General features: G+C 67.8%; 14 protein-coding genes and 1 pseudogene. 5 read left to right on the top strand and 10 right to left on the bottom strand.

Translation table 11 applies throughout. From position 1 onward, the window contains the following. A pseudogene (locus M2428_RS16025) lies at positions 1–606 on the bottom strand (hypothetical protein); the annotation flags it as partial. 306 nt (positions 607–912) lie between these two features. Between M2428_RS16025 and M2428_RS16020 the strand changes: the two are divergent. Beyond that, positions 913–1431: a DinB family protein gene (locus tag M2428_RS16020; protein ID WP_277526940.1), complete on the top strand. Its 519-nt coding sequence runs from the start codon at positions 913–915 to the stop codon at positions 1429–1431. 90 nt (positions 1432–1521) lie between these two features. Here M2428_RS16020 and M2428_RS16015 read toward each other — a convergent pair whose 3' ends face one another. The 4 genes from M2428_RS16015 to M2428_RS16000 form a co-directional block, all read right to left on the bottom strand. Continuing rightward, complete coding sequence (locus M2428_RS16015) at positions 1522–2586, bottom strand: GNAT family N-acetyltransferase (RefSeq protein ID WP_277526939.1); 1065 nt, start codon at positions 2584–2586, stop codon at positions 1522–1524. A gap of 21 nt (positions 2587–2607) precedes the next feature. After that, positions 2608–6303 (bottom strand): thiol reductant ABC exporter subunit CydD, encoded by a 3696-nt coding sequence (cydD, locus tag M2428_RS16010; RefSeq protein WP_277526938.1) that lies wholly within the window; start codon positions 6301–6303, stop codon positions 2608–2610. Between the two features lie 7 nt (positions 6304–6310). Further along, positions 6311–7360, bottom strand: coding sequence for a cytochrome d ubiquinol oxidase subunit II (cydB, locus tag M2428_RS16005; protein ID WP_277526937.1), 1050 nt, complete (start codon positions 7358–7360; stop codon positions 6311–6313). A 63-nt stretch (positions 7361–7423) separates the two neighbouring features. After that, entirely contained in the window at positions 7424–9019 is a 1596-nt protein-coding gene (locus tag M2428_RS16000) for a cytochrome ubiquinol oxidase subunit I (protein ID WP_277526936.1), read from the bottom strand. Between the two features lie 319 nt (positions 9020–9338). Here M2428_RS16000 and M2428_RS15995 point away from each other — a divergent pair, with 319 nt between their 5' ends. Then, a complete protein-coding gene (locus M2428_RS15995) occupies positions 9339–9725 on the top strand; it encodes a BlaI/MecI/CopY family transcriptional regulator (RefSeq protein WP_229993248.1) in 387 nt (128 codons plus the stop codon). Between the two features lie 6 nt (positions 9726–9731). After that, positions 9732–10721, top strand: a complete 990-nt coding sequence (locus M2428_RS15990; protein WP_277526935.1) for a M56 family metallopeptidase — start codon at positions 9732–9734, stop codon at positions 10719–10721. 27 nt (positions 10722–10748) lie between these two features. Here M2428_RS15990 and M2428_RS15985 read toward each other — a convergent pair whose 3' ends face one another. Next, positions 10749–12857, bottom strand: coding sequence for a DNA topoisomerase IV subunit B (locus tag M2428_RS15985; RefSeq protein ID WP_277526934.1), 2109 nt, complete (start codon positions 12855–12857; stop codon positions 10749–10751). 251 nt (positions 12858–13108) lie between these two features. Here M2428_RS15985 and M2428_RS15980 point away from each other — a divergent pair, with 251 nt between their 5' ends. Then, positions 13109–13330, top strand: coding sequence for a hypothetical protein (locus tag M2428_RS15980; RefSeq protein ID WP_026266251.1), 222 nt, complete (start codon positions 13109–13111; stop codon positions 13328–13330). A gap of 267 nt (positions 13331–13597) precedes the next feature. On the opposite strand, the gene M2428_RS15975 is transcribed toward M2428_RS15980, so the two are convergent. The 4 genes from M2428_RS15975 to M2428_RS15960 all read right to left on the bottom strand — a co-directional run bounded on the left by M2428_RS15975 (position 13598) and on the right by M2428_RS15960 (position 19290). After that, entirely contained in the window at positions 13598–14935 is a 1338-nt protein-coding gene (locus tag M2428_RS15975; protein WP_277526933.1) for an RNA polymerase sigma factor, read from the bottom strand. A 283-nt stretch (positions 14936–15218) separates the two neighbouring features. After that, positions 15219–16859 carry a DUF4192 family protein gene (locus M2428_RS15970; protein WP_277526932.1) on the bottom strand — a complete coding sequence of 547 codons (1641 nt, stop codon included), beginning with the start codon at positions 16857–16859 and terminating at the stop codon, positions 15219–15221. A gap of 126 nt (positions 16860–16985) precedes the next feature. Then, entirely contained in the window at positions 16986–18317 is a 1332-nt protein-coding gene (locus M2428_RS15965; RefSeq protein ID WP_277526931.1) for an MFS transporter, read from the bottom strand. A 34-nt stretch (positions 18318–18351) separates the two neighbouring features. After that, entirely contained in the window at positions 18352–19290 is a 939-nt protein-coding gene (locus M2428_RS15960) for a PAC2 family protein (protein WP_277526930.1), read from the bottom strand. 379 nt (positions 19291–19669) lie between these two features. Here M2428_RS15960 and M2428_RS15955 point away from each other — a divergent pair, with 379 nt between their 5' ends. Further along, complete coding sequence (locus tag M2428_RS15955; RefSeq protein WP_277526929.1) at positions 19670–21211, top strand: leucyl aminopeptidase; 1542 nt, start codon at positions 19670–19672, stop codon at positions 21209–21211. Positions 21212–21432 lie beyond the last annotated feature (221 nt).

Here is a 21432-nt window from a genome sequence, read left to right as displayed (position 1 = left end):
CTCGGCGAGGGAGAGCCGGCGCCGTGCCTCCGCGGCGCCGATCCGCAGCCGCGCCCGCAGGAATTCCGCGGTGTTCCGGTACCCGTCATCCACGATTGACGCCGGCCCGGAGGACGCATCAGCCGCCGTCGCCGTAGCGGACGCGGCCGCACCCACGGACGCCGTCACACCCGCTGACACGGCCGCCGACACGGATGACGCGTCAGTCTCGGCCGCCGTCGCGCCTGCCGCGGTGGTGCCGGCAGGTTCTGCGGCTCCGGATCCGCCGGTCTGCCAGCCGGCGGGGCTCTCGCGCCAGCCCGTGGTCCACGAGGTGACCGCGCCCGCGGCAGCCCCGGCTGTGTTAGCGGACTGCTTCCGGGTCCGGTCCACGGCGGCGGCCGCGACCAGCTGCAGATACTCCACGGTGCGCGAGAACTCCTCCACGCGTCCGGCGAAGTCCGACGCGGCCCGGAATCCCCAGGATCCGGCGTCCTCCACCGCCGTCGCACTCACCGCCTGCAGCGCGGCCAGCGCGCCGTCAACCCCGTCCACACCGGGTTGCCGGACCGGGGCCGGGCCCCGGTCCGTGTCCTCGCAAGCAATGAAATCCCTGACGGCTTCCATGACTCGAGTCTGGACTCGGGGTGCGACATTAATAGCGACCCTGGCACCGACCGCGATATCGCCACGGCCGGGTTTGTCGTCGACATGGATTTGTCCGCCGCACCACAGCTGCGGGGAACGCGGCGGCCAGGTGTACGTGCCCTCATAGGAGCCTGCTCTAGGAGTCCCACGACTGTCTTGCCCGCCACCCAGCCGGTGTGCCCTTCGTGTTCCACCGCAGGCCACCAAGGGTCGCAACTGCGCCCCACCCCGGCTGCCGCAAAGAGTCGGGATGCCCGGCGGGACAAATGCACCTACACTGCTGGAATGCCTATCATTCCGGATACCAAGGACTGGACCTGGGTCCTGTCACGGCCCTGCCCCGAGTGCGGTTTCGATGCCTCCGCTGCGACCCCATCCACGGCGCCGGGGATGGTCACCAGCATGCTCCCGCGATGGCGGGCAGCCCTGCGACGTCCGGACGCGGCGGAGCGCCCCAATCAGGCCACCTGGTCCGTCCTCGAGTACGGCTGTCACGTCCGGGACGTCTTCACGTTGTTCGATCACCGCCTGTCCCTCATGCTCACCGAAGACGATGCCCGGTTCGATGACTGGGACCAGGACAAAACAGCAATCGAGAAGGACTACGCCAATGCCGACCCAGCCGAGGTCGCCGTCGAGCTAACCGCCGAAGGCGAGCAGATCGCCGCGTCCTTCGCTCGCGTCCCGGAGGAGGACTGGGGCCGCAAGGGGACCCGGAGCAATGGCTCCGTGTTCACTGTCCTGACCTTCGCGCAGTACTTCCTGCACGACGTCGTCCATCACCTCCACGATGTGGACGGCTAGCGCCTGGACGGCTGGCACCCAGACGGTTAGCGCCTGGACGGCTGGCATCCAGTACGGCAAGTCTGCGGGTCCGCTATATAAAAGCAGTCCCTAAGCAGCCGCCTCCGGGCCTGCCGGTTGGAGATCCTTGTCCCACGCCATGCTCCGGTTGACCGCCGCGTAGCCCATTTTGACGTAGAGCGCGAGGGCTCCGGTCGGGTTCTCCGAATCGACGTCCAGCGAGGCGACGTCCATCCCCGCGGCGGAGAAGCGGCGCATGGCATCGGCCAAGAGCACCTGCGCGATGCCCCGGCCCCGGAATTCCCGCCGGACTCCGAGCAGCTCCGTGTAACCCTCGCGGAACCCCCGGGTCGTGGCGGCCTCGGCGTCGTGGGTGGCCAGCTGGTAGCCGGCCACCGTGCCGGTGGAACGCTCCAGTACGACGCCGCTCAGGTCCGGCCGGGCCTGCGGGTCGTTCACCACAAAGCCCCAGGCCTCCTCGTCGCGGGGTTCGCTGCCCCAGTGGTCCCGAAATGCCGCGTTGTGCGCCAGCCGCACCGGCTCATGCAGCGCCGGTCCAAACGTCACGAGCTCCAGTCCGGCGTCCAGGCCGGCCTCGGGCACAGCCTGGTTCAGCGGCCGGTGCATCTCGTTGTAATAGCGGACAATGCGAAAGCCGGAACCGGCGAATAAGGCGGCCTGGTGTTGATGCTGCTGCTCCGTGTAGAGCCGCAGCCTGGGGCGCGGGACCGCGGTCCGTGCGTCGCCGGCCTCGTCGGCATGCTCCGCCGCCCCCGCGTCCTCTGCAAAGCGGTCCCTGGTCCGCTGTTCCATCCAGCCCAGCAGCCCGGTGCCGATCCCGCTCCCCTGCCACTCAGGGTCAACGCAGCCGGAGCCGTTCGCCTTGTCACCATCGCGGTTCTTGCTGATCCGGCCGTAGGCCCGGGCAACGCCCTCCGCATCGAATCCGAGGATGGTGTTTGCCGCCACCGGGTTGTTCTTCGACTCCATGATCTGTTCCAGATCCGCCCGGCGCTCAAACCAGACGGGCTGCTCGACGGCGGCGGTCCGGGCGATCAGACCGGCCCACGCGTCGAGGTCCCGGTGCTCCGCCGCCCGCCAGGACAGCCGGGGATCGAGTGCGGGCCGGGGCTGGAGCTCGCCGTTTGGGTTCATGGGAACAGGCTAATAGGCGGGCTACCCCCGCGCCAGCACGGCCGCCGGCGCCGGACCTTCGCCTGTGGCGGCCGCGGCAGCCGCGGCGTCCAGGTCAAGTCTGGTGTCAGCGGCGTCGATATCGTTCGGGTTGTGGGTGACAAGGACAACGGTCCGGTCGCGGAGACCGTCCCGCAGTTCGGCGAGCATGAGCCTGCCTGATTCCGCATCGAGGTGCGCGGTCGGTTCGTCGAGCAAGATGACATCGGCCCCGGTCATGAGCGTGCGCGCCACGGCCAGGCGCGTACGCTCCCCGCCACTGAGGAACGCCCCGCCCGGGCCGATCCGGGTGTCCAGTCCGTCCTCAAGCCGGGCCAGAAGCGGACCGAGTCCGACGGCGCCGAGGGCAGCGCGCATCTGGTCGTCGCCTCCGGCCGGAGCGGCCTTTCCGGCCCGCGCCGCGTCCCCGGACCCAGTCGCGGCAGCGTCCGTGCCGGCGGGTTCCGGCACGGGTGCCGGCTCCGGCCGCGCCAGGAGAAGGTTGCCGCGGATGGTCGAGTCGAACAGGTGTGCCTCCTGCGGGCACCAGGCGGCACGTCCGCTCAGGTACAGGTGGCCGCTGGCCGCCGGCAGGAACCCCAGGATCGCTGCCAGCAGGGTCGACTTGCCGGAGCCGGAGGCACCGGTGACGGCGAGCCAGCGCCCAGGCCCGGCCTCTGCCGTGAGTCCGGTAAAGACGTTGCCGCCGCCCGGCCAGGCAACAGCGAGGTCCACCAGTTCGATCCCGGGCCCGCCGCCGGGCCGCGAGGCCACGGGCACCAGGCCGCCGGCAACGGCGTCGTCGCCCTCCGGTCCATCGTTGGCCCCCGGAGCCAGGACGCCTGCCTCGCTGATCCGCCGCATGACGGCGCGCAGCGCCGGGTACTGTCGCACAGCCGTGGTGATCGCCCCGTACGGGTCCACCAGGGCAAGCTGGACAAGGACGACCACGGCGACCGTCGCCGGTTCGACCGCGCCGCTAAGAGCGAGCGGGGCGGCCAGCAACGCACTAGCCAGGGCGGCTCCGGCGCAGGCCAGGACGGTCAAGGCCTGGCCAAGCCCTTCCGCCCAGGCCGAGCGCTGCGACGTAGCAGTCGCGGCCCGGTCTGCCCGGCCTATCGCACCCAGCACGGGGGCGCTCACGCCGTTGGCGTGGAGTTCTGCGCGGGCGTCCAGGGTGGCGGCCACGTGACGGAGCACGCCTGAGCGGAGTCTTTGTTCGGTGCCGGCAGACATGCGGTCGGCGGCCAACGCCAGAGCAGGGGCAACCACAATGCTCAGCAGCGCTGCCGCGCACACCGCGGGCAGCGCCGCGGGAAGCAGCAACCCGATCCCGCCCACAGCGGCCGCGGCGACAGCTATGGCAGTCACGGGCGGCAGCACGACGCGGGGCAGGAGCTCGCGGACAGTGTCGACGTCGTCCACCACCGTGCCCAGGACGTTGCCGCCCTGCAGCAGCCGGCGCAAGGACAGTGCCCTGCGGCTCAGCGACTCCCACAGCCGGCCCCGGAGCCGGGTCAGTGCGGCAAACACGGCGTCATGCAGCAGCAGCCGTTCGGCGTACCGCAGGCACGCCCGGCCAACGCCGAAGAACCGCACGCCGACGATCGCGGTGAGCAGAAACAGGATGGGCGGCTGCTCGCTGGCGCGGATGATCAGCCAGCCGGACAGCCCGGCGAGGGCGACGGCGAACAGCGCCGCCAAAGTGCCTACGGCTCCGGCGGCAACAAATCGACCCATCGCCGGGGCCAGCAGGCGACGCAACTGGGAGGTGACTGAGCCGGCCGAGCCGACGGTCACGGCAGGCGCGGCGCCAGCCTCAGGGCGGCCCGGCGCCGGGATCGGTGTCACGCTCGGGCTCGGCGTCGCGGCACCCGCTACGGAAGGCTGCCGGATTGCCGCGGCCTGGTCGTCCGCATCGACCAGGGCAGATGCTGGCCAAGGCGTGACGGCGTCCGGATGTTCGATCCCGTGGTGCCCGCCGCCGTGGGGGGCCACCGCGACCAGTGAGTCGGCAAGCTCACGGGTCTGCCGGTCGTGTGCGACGAGCAGCACAGTGGCCTGTCCGCGGAGCCCGGCAAGGGCCCGATTGACCATTGTGGCCGATGCCCGGTCCAGATGGGCGGTGGGTTCATCCAGGAGCAGTACGCTGGCTCCGGCTTCGATCCGCGCCAGCCCGCGGGCCAGCGCCACCCGCCTCAGCTCCCCCGGGCTCAGTTCGGCCGGGTGCTTGGCCGCCAGGTGCTCCGCGCCCACGCCCGCGAGGCACCGCTGCGCTGCCGCATCGACATTCGTGCTGGCCGACGTGCCGGCCGGAGCGCCGGCGGCAGTGCCGGCCGGAGCGACGGCGTCTGGTACATAGGCCGCAATGCCGGCTGCACCGCCAGTTGCACCGCCAGCCGCGGCGGCGTCGAGCCCGTACGTTGGAACGCCGAGATACAGGCGGATCTCGTCCAACACCGTGGAGGCCACCATGACGGGGTGCTGTGGCACCCAGGCGACCTCCGCCGTCGTGAATCCTCCGAGGCGTCCGGACACGACGGTTCCCGTGCCCGTCCCGATAGTCCCAGCGAGGACTCCGAGCACGGTGCTCTTGCCGGCACCACTGGCCCCGTCGAGTGCCGTGATCCGGCCGGCAGGGGCGGTGAAGCTCAGCGGCCCGACGGCGGCGTCCGTGCGACCGCCGAACCGAACCGTCAGCCCGTCCACAGTGACCTCAGGCGGGCCAGCAGCGGGCCGGGCGGCCGGCGCCGGGTTTAGCGGCGTGGCTCCCGGGTCCGCGAGGACCGCAGTGGTTTCGGCGAGCGCTGCACGGCCGTCGTCGCTGGCGTGGTGTGCGGTGCCAAGCTCCCGGAGCGGCAGGTAGCAGTCGGGAGCCAGGATGAGCGCAAGCAGCCCTGCCTCAAGTGCCATGTCGCCGTGAACCAGGCGGACGCCGATGAACACGGCGACCACTGCTACGGAAATGGTTGAGATGAGCTCAAGAGCAAGGGCGGAGAGGAAGGCTGTGCGCAAAGTCCCCATGGTCCGGGAACGGTATTCCTCGGACATGTCCTCGAGTGCCTGGCGCTGGGCGGCGGCCCGGCCCAGGCCGACGAGGACGGGCAGGCCTTTGGCGAGCTCGATCATGTGGCCGGAGAGCCGCGCCAGTGCCGACTGGGCTTCCCTGACGCGTTCCTCTGTGTACCGCCCGATCAGGACCATGAACAGCGGCACCAGCGGCACCGTCAGAACGATCACCACCGCGCTGATCCAGTCGGCGAACAGGATGCGGGCCCCCAGCAGCAATGGAATGGTCGCACAGTTCACCAGCGCCGGCAGGTACTGGGTGTAGTAGTTGTCCAGGGCATCCAGCCCCCGGGTGGCCAGGACGGCGAGGCCGCCATCGGCGGGCCCGGACGCACGCGTTCCGTTCCTGAGCGCCTGCTCCAGCAGCTGCGAGCGCAGCTCCTCCTTCACCCCGAGCGCCGCCCGGCGCGATGCCACCGACTGCGCCCATACGGTCAGTGAGCGCAGCACGGCTCCGGCGGCGCCGAGAACCAGCTGGTCTGCCCAGGCTGGGTCATGCGCCGCAAGCCCGGCGAGCATCGATGCGACAGCCTGAGCCATCAGCACGAGGGACAGCGCCTTCAGGGCGGCCAGCAGGCCCAGCAGGTAGAGCGCGGAACGGGTCGCCGGGCCGGCGGGGAACGGTCTCATCAGGGAGTTAGTCCTTCGGTGCCAGCGCTTTGGCGGCGATCGCGGGAAGGAAGCTGTGCGCCTCCGGAATATGCGCCGCACTCACCCGGCGCCGGAACACCCAGTACGTCCAGGCCTGGTACGCCAGGACCAGCGGCAGCCCGATGCAGGCCACAATGCTCATCAGGCCCAGGGTGTAGTCCGAGGACGAGGCGTTGGAGACTGTCAGGTTGAATGCGGGATCCAGGGTGGACGGCAGCACCACGGGGAAGGCGGCACCGAAGATGGACGCGCTGCCGAGCAGGAGGAATGCCCCCAGCGACAAGAAGGCACGGCCTTCGGCATCCTTCCGGGCGAAATTCCACGCCAGGACTGCCGCGACAACGGCGGCGACGACGGCAGCGATGGTCCAGGCCTCGCCGCTGAGAAGTTGGAGGCTCACCGCCCAGCCGGCCATGGGCAGCAGCAGCACGGGCAGCAACCGGACGAACCAGGCCCTCGCCCGGTGGCGGACTTCGCCATCGGTCTTCAGGGCCAAGAACCCGAGCCCGTGCAGGAGGGAGAACCCGACGACGGCGAACCCGCCGAGCACGGCGTAGCCGCTGAACCAGGCGAACGGGCCGCCCTCGCGGTCACCGTTGGCATCCAGCGGCAGTCCCGTGGTGGTCAGGGCCAGTGCCGCGCCGACGCCGAAGGCCGCGACGAACGATCCTGCCGAAATGGCCCAGTCCCAGCGGGCGCGCCACCGGGGGTTGTCCACTTTGCCGCGGTATTCGAAAGCGACTGCACGGAAGATGAGCGCAACGAGGACCAGCAGCAGCGGCAGGTACAGTGCGGAGAACAGCGAGGCGTACCACAGCGGGAAGGCCGCGAAGGTGGCACCGCCGGCGGTCAGGAGCCAGACCTCGTTGCCGTCCCAGACCGGGCCGATCGTGTTAATCAGGACGCGGCGCTCCGTGTTGTCCCGGGCGAATACCTTCATCAGCATCCCGACGCCAAGGTCGAAGCCCTCGAGAAAGAGATAGCCGGTCCACAGCACCGCGATGGCGACGAACCAGATGGTGGGTAGCAGTTCCATGCTGAGAATCCTCTGCGCTTTTCCGTGTGGGGTTGCTGGGTAGGTGGGTTGCGGGGCCGGCGCCTAGTAGGCGAAAGCCAGGACGTCGTCGTCGGGCTTGCCCGGACCGCCCCGGGGGGTTTTGTCTTCGTTTTCGTCGACGGGGGCGTGCACAAGTTCCGGCATGGCCGAGGCCACACCGCCGCGGATGTACTTGACCAGGAGCTTGACCTCCACCACCAGCAGCACCGCATAGATGCTGGTCAGAACCACGAGGGAGGTCATGATCTCACCGGCCGAGACTCCCGGTGAGACGGCCGCGGCGGTGAACATGAACACCTGATCGATTCCGCTGGGGTCCGGGTTCGGGGCGACGACGAACGGCTGGCGGCCCATCTCGGTGAAGATCCATCCCGCGGCATTGGCACCGAACGGAGCGAGGATGCCGAACACTGCCAGGCGCATGAGCCCGCGGGAGGCCGGCACGGTTCCCTTGCGCGTGGCCCACAGTGCCACCAGGGCGGCGAGGGCGGCCACGCCGCCGAAGCCGATCATCATCCGGAAGCCCCAGTAGGTGACCTCCATGACAGGCACGTACTGGATCTGCTGGCCGGCGCGGTCCCCGTAGATGGGGTTGTCCGGCAAGGTGGTGCCGTACTTGGACTGGTACTCATCCAGCAGGCTGTTGACGCCTTTGACCTCCGTGGTGAAGTCGCCCTTGGCCAGGAAGGACAGGATGCCCGGGACCTCGATCACGGCCACGATGTCGTCGCAGTTCTTGGCGCCGACATTGCCGACGCTGAGGACCGAGAAGCCGGTGCCGTCGTGGCAGGCGGCCTCGGCGGCGGCCATTTTCATAGGCTGCTGCTCGAACATGAGCTTGCCCTGCAGGTCCCCGGTGACGGCGGTGCCCGCGAAGGAAATCATGGCGACGACGGCGCCGATTCGCAGCGAGCGGATCCAGACGGTGTGGTCTGCACGGTCCCGGCCGAGGATGCCGGCGGCCTCGCCGGGAATCACCTTGCCGTCGGCCCCGATCGTGTCGATGCCGTCGTGACGGCGGCGCCACAGGTGGTACCAGGCGATCCCGAGAAGGAAGCCTCCGGCGACGGCGAGGGCGCCGAAGAGGGTGTGCGGCACGGCCACGAGGGCGGTGTTGTTGGTGAAGACGGCCCACGCGTCGGTCATGACGGGCCTGCCGTTGACCATTTCGACGCCGACGGGGTGCTGCATCCAGCTGTTGGCCACAATAATGAAGTAGGCCGAGAAGACGGAGCCAATGACGGCGACCCAGAGGCAGGCCAGGTGGACGCCGGGTTTGAGTTGTTTCCAGCCGAAGATCCACAGGCCCAGGAACGTTGACTCGACGAAGAAGGCCAGGAGCGCTTCCATGGCCAGCGGGGCGCCGAACACGTCACCGACAAAGCGGCTGTACTCGCTCCAGGCCATGCCGAACTGGAATTCCTGCACAATTCCGGTGGCGACGCCCATGATGAAGTTGATCAGGAAGAGCTTGCCCCAGAACTTGGTCATGCGCAGATATTCCGGCTTGCCCGTGCGGTACCAGAGCGTCTGGATCACAGCCACCACCAGCCCGAGACCGATCGTGAGCGGCACCATCATGAAGTGGTAGACCGTGGTGATACCGAATTGCCAGCGTGCGATTTCCAAGGCGTCCAAGGCAGTCCCTACTTTTGGCTAGGTTCGAGCAACTTCTACATGGCGTAGAAGTAAGTCTTCTACAGAGTGTAGAACACGTCGGCGCTTCTCCGTAACTCAGACTCCCACGGCACGTCACGGCCTGCAATGGCCGGACAGCCGCCGCCCGGGGCAGCGGGGCCGCCGCACGACACGCCGGACGGCCGTGTTCTACTTCATGTAGAAAGAATGCGCAAAACGCGCTAAATTTGTAACTGAAGTGTTCACATACACCGCACCGGCAGGTACCAGCATTTTCCCAGCACGACGCCGGGGCGGCAGTCATAGAAGGATGTACGCAATGGCAAGTCTCGGTGAACTGGAACGGGCAGTGATGGACCTGCTCTGGGCAGGCCAAGAAGCTGCGACGGCCAACACGTTGCGGGACCTCCTCGCGCAGAGCACCCACCCCCAGGACGGCACCGCCGGACACGTGGGCAAGGACCTCGCGGTCACCACGGTGCTGACCGTACTCTCGCGCCTCGAGCGGAAGGGCCTTGTGGAACGCGAACGCGGCACCCGCCCGCACCGTTACCAGGCCGTCTCCAGCCGCGCGGACCACACCGCGGAGCTCATGCACGAGGTCCTCGGCTCCGCCCCGGACCGCGAGGCCGTCCTGGCCCGGTTCATTGGTTCCGTCACGGACAACGAAGCAGAAACCCTGCGCAAGCTTTTGGGCCGCAACTAGCGCCCGATGTTCTGGACCTCATATTTTCTGGCGGTCCTGGCGATAGCATTGGCGTGGCCGGTGCCTATCCTGCTCTCCCGTGCCCAGTGGCCGGCCCGCTCCCCCTTCACGGCAATGTTGCTGTGGCAGGCGATCGCCCTGGCCGGCGGCCTGTCCATGATCGGCGCCATGCTGGTCTACGGGCTCGAGCCGGTCGGGGATAACCTGATGTCCGGCCTGCGGGCCCTGGCGGGGATGGTGTTCAACAATGCCCCCACCACTGATCTGGGCTTTTGGCACATCTTTGCGCTCTCGACCGCCGCCCTGCTGACGGCGCACCTCGTTTTCACCCTGCTGCTGACGTACTACAAGATCCAGCGCCAGCGCCGGCGCCACCGCGAACTGCTGGACCTCTTGGCCTCTCCGTCTTCCGACGGCCCGCGGACCATGGTCCTGAACGTGGACTCGCCCGTGGCGTACTGCCTGCCCGGCGGCGCACGGTCCGTGACAGTTCTCTCCGACGGGCTCATGGCCGCCCTGGAGCCCGACGAGCTGCGCGCCGTGCTGATTCACGAGAACGCGCACCTTAGCCAGCGACACCATCTCCTGCTGTGGGCCTTCGCAGCGTGGCGCCAGGCCCTGCCGTGGCTCCCCACCACCCGGCTCGCGCAGGAGTCGGTCAACTCCCTGATCGAAATGCTGGCCGACGACGTCGCGCTCAAGACAGAGAGCAAGGCGACCCTGATCAAGGCGATTGCCATTGTGGCCAGCGGTTCCCCAGCCACCCCGGCGGCACGCCTGGCGTTCGGTGAGCCCGGCATGTCCGACGCCGACCCCAGCCAGCCCGGCGCCACCGGGGGCGCTGGTTCGGCCGGCACGACGGCGTCCCGCGTCAGCCGCCTGCTCTCGCCCCGGCCGCCGCTGTCGGAACCGCTGCGCGCCGCCGTCCTGGCCTGCTGCGCGCTGCTGCTGGCCGTGCCGACGGCCCTGTTGCTGGTCCCCGGCCTGCTCGGCTAGGGCCGGCCCGTCCCCGCGGGCGGGACGTCAGGCGTCGATGCGCTCCCGGTCCAGGTTTGCGGCCCCTGCAATGATGAAGTCCTTGCGCGGTGCCACGTCCGAGCCCATGAGGAGGTCGAACGTCTCTTCGGCCTGCTTGGCGTTCTCGATCCCGACCTTGCGGAGGGTCCGGTGCCGGGGGTCCATGGTGGTTTCGGCCAGCTGCTCGGCGTCCATCTCGCCCAGCCCCTTGTACCGCTGGATCGGCTCCTTGTAGCGCTTGCCCTCTTTGGCGAGCCGCGCCAGCAAGACATGGAGCTCTGCCTCGGAGTAGGTGTAGATCATCTCGTTGGCCTTCTGCCCGGCGTTGACCACCTCCACCCGGTGCAGAGGCGGGACGGCGGCGAAGACGCGGCCCTCGTCGATCATCGGGCGCATGTAGCGGAAGAAGAGCGTCAGGAGCAGGGTCCGGATGTGGGCGCCGTCGACGTCGGCGTCGGTCATCAGGATCACTTTGCCGTACCGGGCGGCGCTGATGTCGAACGTCCGGCCGGAGCCGGCTCCCACCACCTGGATCAGGGCCGCGCACTCGGCGTTGGAGAGCATGTCCCCCACCGAGGCCTTCTGGACGTTGAGGATTTTGCCGCGGATCGGCAGGAGCGCCTGGAAGTCGGAGGACCGCGCCAGCTTGGCGGTGCCGAGTGCCGAGTCACCTTCTACGATGAACAGTTCGGAGCGCCCGACGTCGTCCGTGCGGCAGTCGGCCAGTTTGGTGGGCATGGAGGAGGTTTCCAGCGCATTCTTCCGGCGTTGGGTTTCCTTGTGGACCCGCGCCGAAATGCGGGACTTCATCTCGCTGACGATCTTTTCCAGCAGCAGCGCGGACTGCGCCTTGTCGTTGCGGTTTGCCGACGTCAGCTTGGCGCTGATCTCCTGTTCCACCACCTTGGCCACAATGGCCCGGACGGCCGACGTACCCAGGATTTCCTTGGTCTGGCCCTCGAACTGCGGTTCGGCCAGCCGGACCGTCAGGACTGCGGTTAGGCCGGCAAAGATGTCGTCTTTTTCGATCTTGTCGTTGCCGGCCTTGAGCTTGCGGGCATTGGTCTCCACGGCCTTGCGGAACGTCTTGAGCAGGGCCTGCTCGAAGCCCGACTGGTGGGTGCCGCCCTTGGGCGTGGAAATGATGTTGACGAAGGTGCGGACCGTGCTGTCGTAGCCGATCCCCCAGCGCAGCGCGACGTCGACCTCGCAGTCGCGCTCGACCTCCGCGAGCTGGCTGTGGCCCTTTTCGTCGAGGACGGGGACGGTTTCCTTGAATTTCCCGGCACCGTGGAGGCGCCAGATGTCCGTGACGGCGGGGTCGGCGGCGAGGAAGTCCACAAACTCGGAGATGCCGCCGTCGTGGTGGAAGATCTCCTCATGCGGGCCCGATTCGCCGGGCGTGCCGGCAACCCTGCGTTCGTCCCGGACCGTGAGCTTCAAGCCGGGGACCAGGAACGAGGTCTGGCGGGCACGTGCGGCGAGGTCATCGTAGGAGAATTTGGCGTCGGGGGTGAAGATCTGCCGGTCCGCCCAGTAGCGGATCCGGGTTCCGGTCACGCCGCGCTTGGCCTTCCCAACGACGTCCAGCACGGAGCCGTCGATGAAGGGTTCGAAGAGCGTCGCGGGGTCCGGCTTGGTGCCCGGATCCTTGAACCGGCCAGGCTCCCCCCGGCGGAAGGACATCTTGTAGGTCTTGCCGCCGCGGTCCACTTCGACGTCCAGGCGGGCCGAGAGCGCGTTGACCACGGAGGCACCCACGCCGTGCAGGCCGCCGGAAGCGGTGTAGGAGCCGCCGCCAAACTTCCCGCCAGCGTGCAGTTTGGTGAAAACCACCTCGACGCCGGTCAGTCCGGTTTTCGGTTCGACGTCCACCGGGACGCCGCGGCCGTCGTCGTGGATCTCCACCGAATTGTCCGCATGCAGGATGATCTTGATGTCGTGGCCGAAGCCGGCGAGGGCCTCGTCGACGGAGTTGTCGATGATTTCCCAGAGGCAGTGCATGAGTCCGCGGGAGTCCGTGGAGCCGATGTACATGCCCGGGCGCTTACGGACGGCCTCGAGGCCCTCCAGCACGGAGAGGTGCCGGGCGGTGTAATCAGAACTGGGTGCCACGGGTCGTGAACTCCTTACAGGATCGGGACCGCCCCTGCTGCGTGCGCAGGCGGGCAGTCACAGAATTTGACGCTCTTCCTAGGTTAGTCGGACTCCGCGTCATCGACGGTTTGCCACTCCCCGCAGGGACCCTCCGGCCAGTCGCCGTTATTGAGACGTGATACGCGGACAGCGAAAGTAGGCCATCCGTTCCATGGTTTGGCCACGAATGCTGGTTATATAGGTATACCGATCTACTAAGGAGGCCGAACATGACAACAGCAGTTGCGGACCGCACACTGACCGCCGCAGACCGGTGCGATCGTTGCGGAGCACAGGCATATGTCCGAGTTGTTCTCGGTGCCTCCGGCGGTGAGCTTCTTTTCTGCGGCCACCACGCACGCGCCGTAGAGCCGACACTCAAGCCGCTCAGCTCAGACTGGCATGACGAGACTGACCGCCTTCACCAGAAGGCCCCGGTTCCGGTCGACTAGACCGCAACACCGGTTTCGTTTCGGCGCCCTACAGGGTTCCGGGCGACTTGAGACCACTGCATCAGGGCCCTTCCATATCGGAGGGGCCCTGATTCGTTAAGGGATGTGTGTCCGTGCTATCCGCGCGAAGCAACGTGGCGGCTCCGGGAGCGCCTGGCGGCAGTAACAGCAACGCGGGGCCATGTCCGGCCCCTTCCTCCGATGAGGATGGGCGGGAGGTGACCCCGCGTTGCTGCGACCTTCGCCTGGCCTGCGGCCTGTCGGCGCTTAGTCCAAGTAGTCGCGCAGGACCTGTGAGCGCGACGGGTGCCGCAGCTTGGACATGGTCTTGGATTCGATCTGCCGGATGCGCTCGCGCGTCACGCCGTAGACCTTGCCGATTTCGTCTAAAGTCTTCGGCTGACCGTCGGTGAGGCCGAAGCGCATCGCGACCACACCGGCTTCACGCTCGGACAACGTGTCCAGCACCGAGTGCAGCTGTTCCTGCAGCAGGGTGAAGCTCACGGCATCTGCGGGAACCACGGCTTCGGAGTCCTCGATGAGGTCGCCGAACTCGGAGTCGCCGTCCTCGCCAAGCGGGGTGTGCAGCGAGATGGGCTCGCGGCCGTACTTCTGGACCTCCACGACCTTTTCCGGAGTCATGTCCAGCTCGAGGGCCAGCTCCTCCGGCGTTGGTTCGCGGCCGAGGTCCTGCAGCATCTGGCGCTGGACACGGGCCAGCTTGTTGATGACTTCCACCATGTGCACCGGGATGCGGATGGTGCGGGCCTGGTCGGCCATGGCCCGGGTGATCGCCTGGCGGATCCACCAGGTGGCGTAGGTGGAGAACTTGAAGCCCTTGGTGTAGTCGAACTTCTCGACCGCACGGATCAGGCCCAGGTTACCTTCCTGGATCAGGTCCAGGAACAGCATGCCGCGGCCGGTGTAGCGCTTGGCCAGCGAGACCACCAGGCGGAGGTTAGCCTCCAGCAGGTGGTTCTTGGCACGCTTGCCGTCGTGGATGACGAACTCGAGCTCACGCTTGAGCTTCGGATCCATGGTGCCGTCGTCGGCGGCGATCTTCTCCTCGGCGAAGAGTCCGGCCTCAATCCGGAGGGCCAGGTCCACTTCCTGCTCGGCGTTCAGCAGGGCGACCTTGCCGATCTGCTTCAGGTAGTCCTTGACGGGGTCGGCGGTAGCGCCGGCGGACATGACCTGCTGCACGGGGGCGTCGTCGTCGTCGGCGTCGGAGTACACGAAGCCGGAGCCGGTGGTGGCCGCGGCCTTGCCGGCGACTTCTTCGCCTTCTACTTCGTCGCCGAGTTCGGCAGCGTCGGGCGTGATGTCGTCGAGATCCTCTTCGGCGTCGACGTCATCGTCAGACGTACTGGCTGAGTTGCCGGCGGCTTCTGCCGCGGCCTTGGCGCCGGGCTTAGGCCCGCGCTTCTTGGGCTCAGGCTTGGCGACTCCGGTTGCGGTGTCGCCACCCTCTGCGGAAGCGGCGTCCTTGACAGCCTTGTTGGCTGCGCGCGTGGCGGCGCGCTTGGCGTTGGTCGCCGCCTTCTTCTCCTCAGGGGACAATTCGGCCTGGTCGGCGGGTTCCTTCTTCGCGGAAGACGGGGTCACTGAAAACCTTTCTAGCTGCGGTCTGCGGAATCACCATACGGGCAACACCACTATGACCCTGTCAAGTCCGTGTTCAACATCAGGTGCAACCACGACCAGCAGAGCCACTTAGTAGAACTGCTGGGATGGCCTTAATGTTCCCTGTTTCCAAGGAACATTTAGGGCACTTGATACACGGACCCAACCGGGTCTCGGCAACCATTGTCTCACGGTTTTTTCCCTGAGTGCCTTTCGGGACGCCGGGTCCACCATATTGCCGCGGCTTCCGCGCCGCGTCAGTTACTCATGCCGCGTCAGGCGCAAATTTCTGCCAAGCAGCCTCGCGCCTGGCAGCCCAGCCGCAAAGGGTGCCGCGCCGGCCAAGCTCTGCCAGCAGTTCGGCGAGCCTGTACCCCGGGTGCTCCTGCAAGGCCTCCCGGTACAGGGCGTCGGCGTAGGAGCCGCGGCCTCGGCACCATTCGATCCAGCCCCGTGCCGTCACGGCGGCCGCGGTTGACTCCCCGTCGCCCAGAGCGCCGAGCCGCTCCAGAACCCGCTCGAGCCCGACCATCATGGCCCAATCCGGGACCGATGGCGCCAGTCCGAGCAGGACTTCCCCGTAACCGGGGACCGCTGCGGCAACCGGAGCGGCGCCGGCAGCGAACCCGCCGTCGGCTGGCGCCTCCGACAGCGGCGTTCCCCTAACTGGCGTGGAACGAGAAGCCGGATCGGACAAGCGATCGGGCAGGCGATCGGAAGAGCCATCCGCTGTATGGGCAGCTGTGCGGCCGGACATTTGCCCTGGCAGAGGACGAGGCGTCGGTCCGAGACCTGAGCCGGACATGGAGCCGGTCAAGGCGCCGGACCCTGCCTCCGTGTCGAACATGCCGAAGTCCTCAGCCCCGAATTCGGCCGCGGTTCGTCCGGCTGCCGCCATGACGAGCACAGCGTCCCGCCATGACGGAATGCACAGACTAGCCCGGAGGTAGCCGGCCAGTTCAGGTGAGAGCTGATGTGGCAGGGCCGCGGTCCTGGGATCGGAGCTACTGAGATCGGTTTTACTGGGACCCAGGTTCCCGGCGGGGTGGATCCCTGCCTCGGCGGCGGTGGCCCGAGGAGCCGGGCCGCTCGGGGCGCTCGGGGTGGGGCGAGGCGGATGCTCCAAGCCAGTGGCGGCCTGCATGGCCATCGTCCAGACATCGAGGACCTGGTCAAATTGGGTCCGGTCCCGCCGTCGCGGGGAGAATTGCTCCGCCCAGCCGCACTCGGCCGCGCGCACGGCGGGGTCCACAGGCAGCGGCGCCGGTTTGGCCCCTTGCGCGCCGGGGACGGCGCCGACGCTGCTGCCGCGGTAAACCATCTCGGCGTTGAGCCTGCTGTTCCTGATCTCCTCGATCGGCCGGCCGGGCGTCCCGCAGCACTCCGGATCATCGCAGTACGCGTTGCGCCAGAATTCAGCACCGATCATCCAGGCATCCCTCAAGGGCAATCCGGCTGCCTCGAGGGCGAGCTCGAGTTCCTTGAGCAGGGCCGCCCACGCATGGCCGCCGCCGCGGCTGTCCGCATCGGTGTCGGTGAAAAAGGCCAGCAGTGAACCGTCGGCCGCGTCGTCCGCCTGCAAGTAGGCCACAACGTTGCGTGCGAAGTCGGCCAGCGGATCCTTCCGGCCGGCGCCGGCGCCGCTTTTGGGGACAGCGCTTCCGCGCCCGCGGGCCCTCCCGCGGCCGGCGCCGCCGCCACCGCCGCCGCCGCTCGCTCCCCCACTGGCCGCGCGGCCGACGCCGCCGCCGGACAAGGGGAGGTCGACCCGCAAGGTGGCTCCGAGCCGTTTGCCTTGCAGGGTCATGGCCACGAGGCTGTTTTCCGGCCAGTAGCCGAGGGAGTGCGGGATGAAGCCCAGGATGTCTTCGGGGCCGGTAATTCTCAAGTGATCGGGAGCTGTCATGAGCCCAGCTTCGCGGCGGCCGCGTCCCCGCGGCAGTGCCAGACTGCGCTATGTGGATAACCAAGCACGGACAACGTGCGGGCCGTCAGAGCGGCAATAGGGCGCCCTAACCTGCCAAACAAGAGATCAGGGCGTGCGGCGGCGCTCCGCGACCAGCCTGCGCTGCGCGGCGAGGGCCTTGAGCAGCGGCGGAACCATGACCCCTTGGGCCGCCATCTGGAGCCGGACTTTCCGCCGGGTCACCATGATGCCGCAGGCTCCCCCGGCAAGCAGCAGGAACTGCACGCTTAGGGCCACCCGGAACGAATCCAGGCCGTAGAGCTCCCCCTGGGAGAACCCGCTGGCGTGCAGGAGGTCAAGCACCAGCCCAATCAGGTAGATGGACACCAGTGCGGCAATGAAGCCACCCACGTTGACAATCCCGGTGGCGGTGCCGAGCCGATGCGCCGGGTTGAAGGTCCGGGCGAAGTCGAAGCCAATCATGGAGCCGGGGCCGCCGACGGCCAGGGTCACCACGAGGCCAGCCAGGAGCCAGAGCGGCGAGCGTCCCGGCAACAGCAGCACCGCTGCCCAGGCGGCGGCGGTGCACCCGGAAATCAGCAGCACCATGGTGGAGCGCCGCAGCGGATGCCGGGCAACAAATCTGCCCATCAGGGGTCCGGCGGCAATGGCGGCGGCCACGTACAGCGCCATGAGGGCCGAGACGGTGCCGCGGTCCAGCCCCTGGGCGGAAATCAGGAACGGGTAGCCCCACGTCATGGCAAAAACGGTGCCGCTGAACTGGACGGTGAAGTGGCTCCAGAGCCCGAGCCGGGTGCCGGGCTGCCGCCAGGCGTGCGCCAGCGAAATGCCGGTAGCGCGCAGCCCCTGGGACGGCGAGGGAGGCGGGTGCCCGGGCGGCAGGTCCTGAAGCAGGAGCAGGACCAGCACGACGGCGAGGCCCGACATCGCAGCGAGTGTCAGGAAAGCAGGAGTCCAGCCCGCGGAGTGCAGGATCATCGCGAACGGCACTACGCTGAATAGCTGGCCCAGCTGCCCGGACATGCCGGTCAGCTGGGTGAGCAACGGCACACGCCTCGACGCGAACCAGAGCGGGATAAGCCGGATCACGGAGATAAACGTCATGGCGTCACCGGCGCCAACGAGGACACGTCCCAGGACTCCGCCGGGGATGTTGTCGGCAAACGCCAGCTGCAGCTGGCCGAGTCCCATCAGGACGCCGCCGCCGGCCAGCATGGCGCGGGAGCCGAACCGGTCCACGAGGATGCCTACGGGAATTTGCAGCGCCGCATAGACCAGCAGCTGCAGCACGGTGAAAAAGGAGATCTCGGCCGCGCTGGCGTGGAAGCGTTCCGTTGCCTCCAGGCCGACCACCCCGAAGGAAGTGCGCTGGCTGACCGCCACGAGATAGGCAAAGATCCCGATGATCCAGATCAGCCAGGCGCGGGGAGAGGTCACTCCCCCATTATGCCCGGTTCATGATAAATACTATTTATTCGCCGGGTTCTTTACGGGCCAGATACGCCTCGACGGCAGCACCAAGGGCATCGGCGTTCGGGAGTTGGTCGTTCTCATCTGCCAGCAGCGACCTCCGGACCGTCCCCTCGGCCTTTTCGTCGTACCGCGTCTCCAGCCGCGAAACCACCTGCTGGACCTCCTCGGAGGCCTCGATCTGCTCGGCAATCTGCCGGCCCACCTCGCGTCCCGCCTCGCGCAGGCGGTCGGTTGGCAGCATGAGGGACGTTGCCGCGCCCAGGTACTCCAGCCCGGCCACGGCGGCCGTGGGGTACTCGGCTTCGGCCAGGTAGTGCGGCACATGGATCACATAGCCGGCGACGTTCCGGCCGGCCTCCGTCAGGCGCAGCTCCAGGATGTGTCCCACCGCAGCCGGGACCTCCACTGTGGGCTTCCACACCGAGATTCCCTCGATCAGCTCCGGCCGGTTGCCGTGCACAGTCACACCGACCGGCCGGGTGTGGGGCACGGGCATCGGGATCGAATGGATCCAGGTGACGAGGTTGACGTCAAGCTCCTCGACGAGACCGACGACGGCGCGCGCGAAGCGCTCCCATTGCAGGTCCGGCTCGAACCCGGCAAGGAGCAGGAACGGGCTGCCCAGCCCGTCGACCAGCCGGTAGAGGGCCAGGCTCGGCGCCTGGTAGTCCTGCAGATGGTCCTCGACAAAGCTGATCTGCGGGCGCCGGGAGCGGTAGTCGATCAGCTGGTCGGCGTCGAACTCGGCGATCATCTGGGCATCGAGCGTGTCCAGCAGTTCAGCGGTGATCTGCCGGACCACGTGGCCGGCGTCGGCGAAGCCGGTGAACCCCATGACGAGGTTGAGTCCGCGCAGTTCGGGGCTGGAGAACAGCGCGTCATCACGGATGTAGAGCGACTGGGGATCCAGCAAAGAGCCGGAAATCCGTTCAATCACGGCGTGTTCCTTTCACGATGGCGGCGTGTGGGAGAAGCGGGGTGCGGTCCGTCGTCGGGACGGTGCCAAGCAGAACCCGCACAATCAGGCAGATCCTGCCGGCCAGTCCCATGAGGCACTCACCGCTCGGCAGCGCCGCTATCAATACAACGTCTCGGCGCCCGGGCTAATTCCTGCCTGGGGTGTGCTCCAGCTCTCATTCGATTCAATTTCCGCACTGCCGAGAGACTACGATCGGACATGGCCCCAGGGCTTGTTTTGCAGACACCGGGTTGCGTCCCAGACCGACGGCGCCCCCGGGATCCGTGGCAGGGCGCCAAACATGCAGTTCCTGCCGAATATCACCGAGAACCATCACAGAGAATTGAGGACTGTCCTCGTGGTCAAGAATAGTGAAGTCAAACTTAGTGCAGTCGCAGGGGATTTGAGGAAATCCCCCAGCGATGCCCTCGTCATCGGCGTCGGACAGGGCCCCGACGGCCCCGTCTTGCTCGACAATCCGCTGACGGCCAAGGCCGCGGAGGCCCTGGCGGAATCACTGAGCGTTCTTGGCATCACGGGCGCGGCGGACCAGGCCCACCGGCTGCCCGGCCTGCCCGAGGCTGGGGCCACTGTCCTGCTCCTCGCCGGCGTCGGCAAGCTGCCGGCGAAAAAAGTCTCAGCGAAGCAGCCGCTGTCCGAGGAGGCGCTGCGCCGCGCAGCCGGCTCGGCCGTCCGCCAGCTGGCCGGCGTCACCACAGTCACCCTGGCACTTCCGACGACGACCCTGGCCGAGGTCGCGGCGGTCGCCGAGGGCGCCGCGATGGGCGCCTATTCCTACACCGAGTTCCGGACCTCCAAGGACGGGCTCAAGGATCCAGTGAAGAACGTCGTCATCCGCACCGACTTCGCCACCGACAAGGCGCTCCAGCCGGTCCTGCAGCGGGCGTCCCTGATCGGCACCGCCGTGAACGCGACCCGCACCCTGGTGAACCAGCCCCCGAGCCACCTCTACCCAGAGTCCTTCGCCGACGCCGCCAAGGAACTGGCCAAGGGCCTGCCTGTCAAGGTGACGGTCTGGGACGAGAAGCGCCTTGAGAAGGAGGGCTTCGGCGGCATCCTCGGCGTCGGCAAGGGCTCCACCCGGCAGCCGCGCCTCGTGAAGGTCGAGTACGCCCCGGCCAAGGCCACGGCCAAGATCGCCCTCGTGGGCAAGGGCATCACCTTTGACACGGGCGGCATCTCCATCAAGCCGGCCCTGGGCATGGGCGACATGAAGTCCGACATGGCGGGCGCCGCCGTCGTCCTCAACACCGTGCTGGCCCTGGCGGGCCTCGGGCTGCCCGTCAAGGCGACCGCGTGGCTCTGCATCGCCGAGAACATGCCCTCCGGCGCTGCCCAGCGCCCTGCCGACGTCCTGACGATGTTCGGCGGCAAGACCGTCGAGGTCCTCAACACCGACGCCGAGGGCCGCCTGGTCATGGCCGACGGCATCGTCGCGGCCAGCCAGGAATTCCCGGACGCCATCATCGACGTCGCAACCCTGACCGGCGCCCAGCTGATCGCCCTGGGCGACCGCACCGCCGGGGTGATGGGCTCCGACTCTCTCACCGGCGCCATCAAGACCGCGGCCGACCGGGCAGGCGAGCTCGTCTGGCCGATGCCGTTGCCGGAAGAGCTCCGGGCCAGCCTCGACTCGCAGGTCGCGGACATTGCCAACATCGGCGAACGCCACGGCGGCATGATGACCGCGGCCGTCTTCCTGCGCGAATTCGTGGGCAAGGGCAAGGACGGCGAACAGATCCCGTGGGCACACATCGACATCGCCGGCCCGTCGTTTAACAACGGCAGCGCCTACGGCTACAACCACAAACAGGGCACGGGCTGTACCGTCCGGACCCTGGTGGCCTACGTCGAGGACATCCTCGCCAAGTCCGTCTAGCCAGCATTGCGGCTTTGTGGCCGGGCGGCGATGCCTCCCCGGCCACAAAGGCGCGTGACACTGGACACAAGCGCTCCACAAACGCCATGGCAAGGTGGAGCATGTATTAGTGGTTCGCTAAGGTAAACCTTGTTTCCCAGAAGCAGACCCAAATGTAGTAGTCACAAATGAAAGGGATCCGGCCGGCTGGCACAATCACAGCAGGCAGGTTCCAAGACCAG

The sequence above is a fragment of the Arthrobacter sp. ES3-54 genome (assembly GCF_029504395.1).
In the GTDB taxonomy this organism is placed as follows: Bacteria; Actinomycetota; Actinomycetes; order Actinomycetales; family Micrococcaceae; genus Arthrobacter.
Note: the sequence above shows the minus strand (reverse complement) of the source record. Positions and strands in the feature narration are given on the sequence as shown.

Bases quoted from the DNA above. Each gene is read 5' to 3' on its own strand.
- cydB (WP_277526937.1), bottom strand. From the start codon at position 7,360: ATGGAACTGCTACCCACCATCTGGTTCGTCGCCATCGCGGTGCTGTGG.
- M2428_RS15970 (WP_277526932.1), bottom strand. From the start codon at position 16,859: ATGACAGCTCCCGATCACTTGAGAATTACCGGCCCCGAAGACATCCTG.
- M2428_RS16020 (WP_277526940.1), top strand. From the start codon at position 913: ATGCCTATCATTCCGGATACCAAGGACTGGACCTGGGTCCTGTCACGG.
- M2428_RS15995 (WP_229993248.1), top strand. From the start codon at position 9,339: ATGGCAAGTCTCGGTGAACTGGAACGGGCAGTGATGGACCTGCTCTGG.
- M2428_RS16015 (WP_277526939.1), bottom strand. From the start codon at position 2,586: ATGAACCCAAACGGCGAGCTCCAGCCCCGGCCCGCACTCGATCCCCGG.
- cydD (WP_277526938.1), bottom strand. From the start codon at position 6,303: ATGAGACCGTTCCCCGCCGGCCCGGCGACCCGTTCCGCGCTCTACCTG.
- M2428_RS15990 (WP_277526935.1), top strand. From the start codon at position 9,732: ATGTTCTGGACCTCATATTTTCTGGCGGTCCTGGCGATAGCATTGGCG.
- M2428_RS15980 (WP_026266251.1), top strand. From the start codon at position 13,109: ATGACAACAGCAGTTGCGGACCGCACACTGACCGCCGCAGACCGGTGC.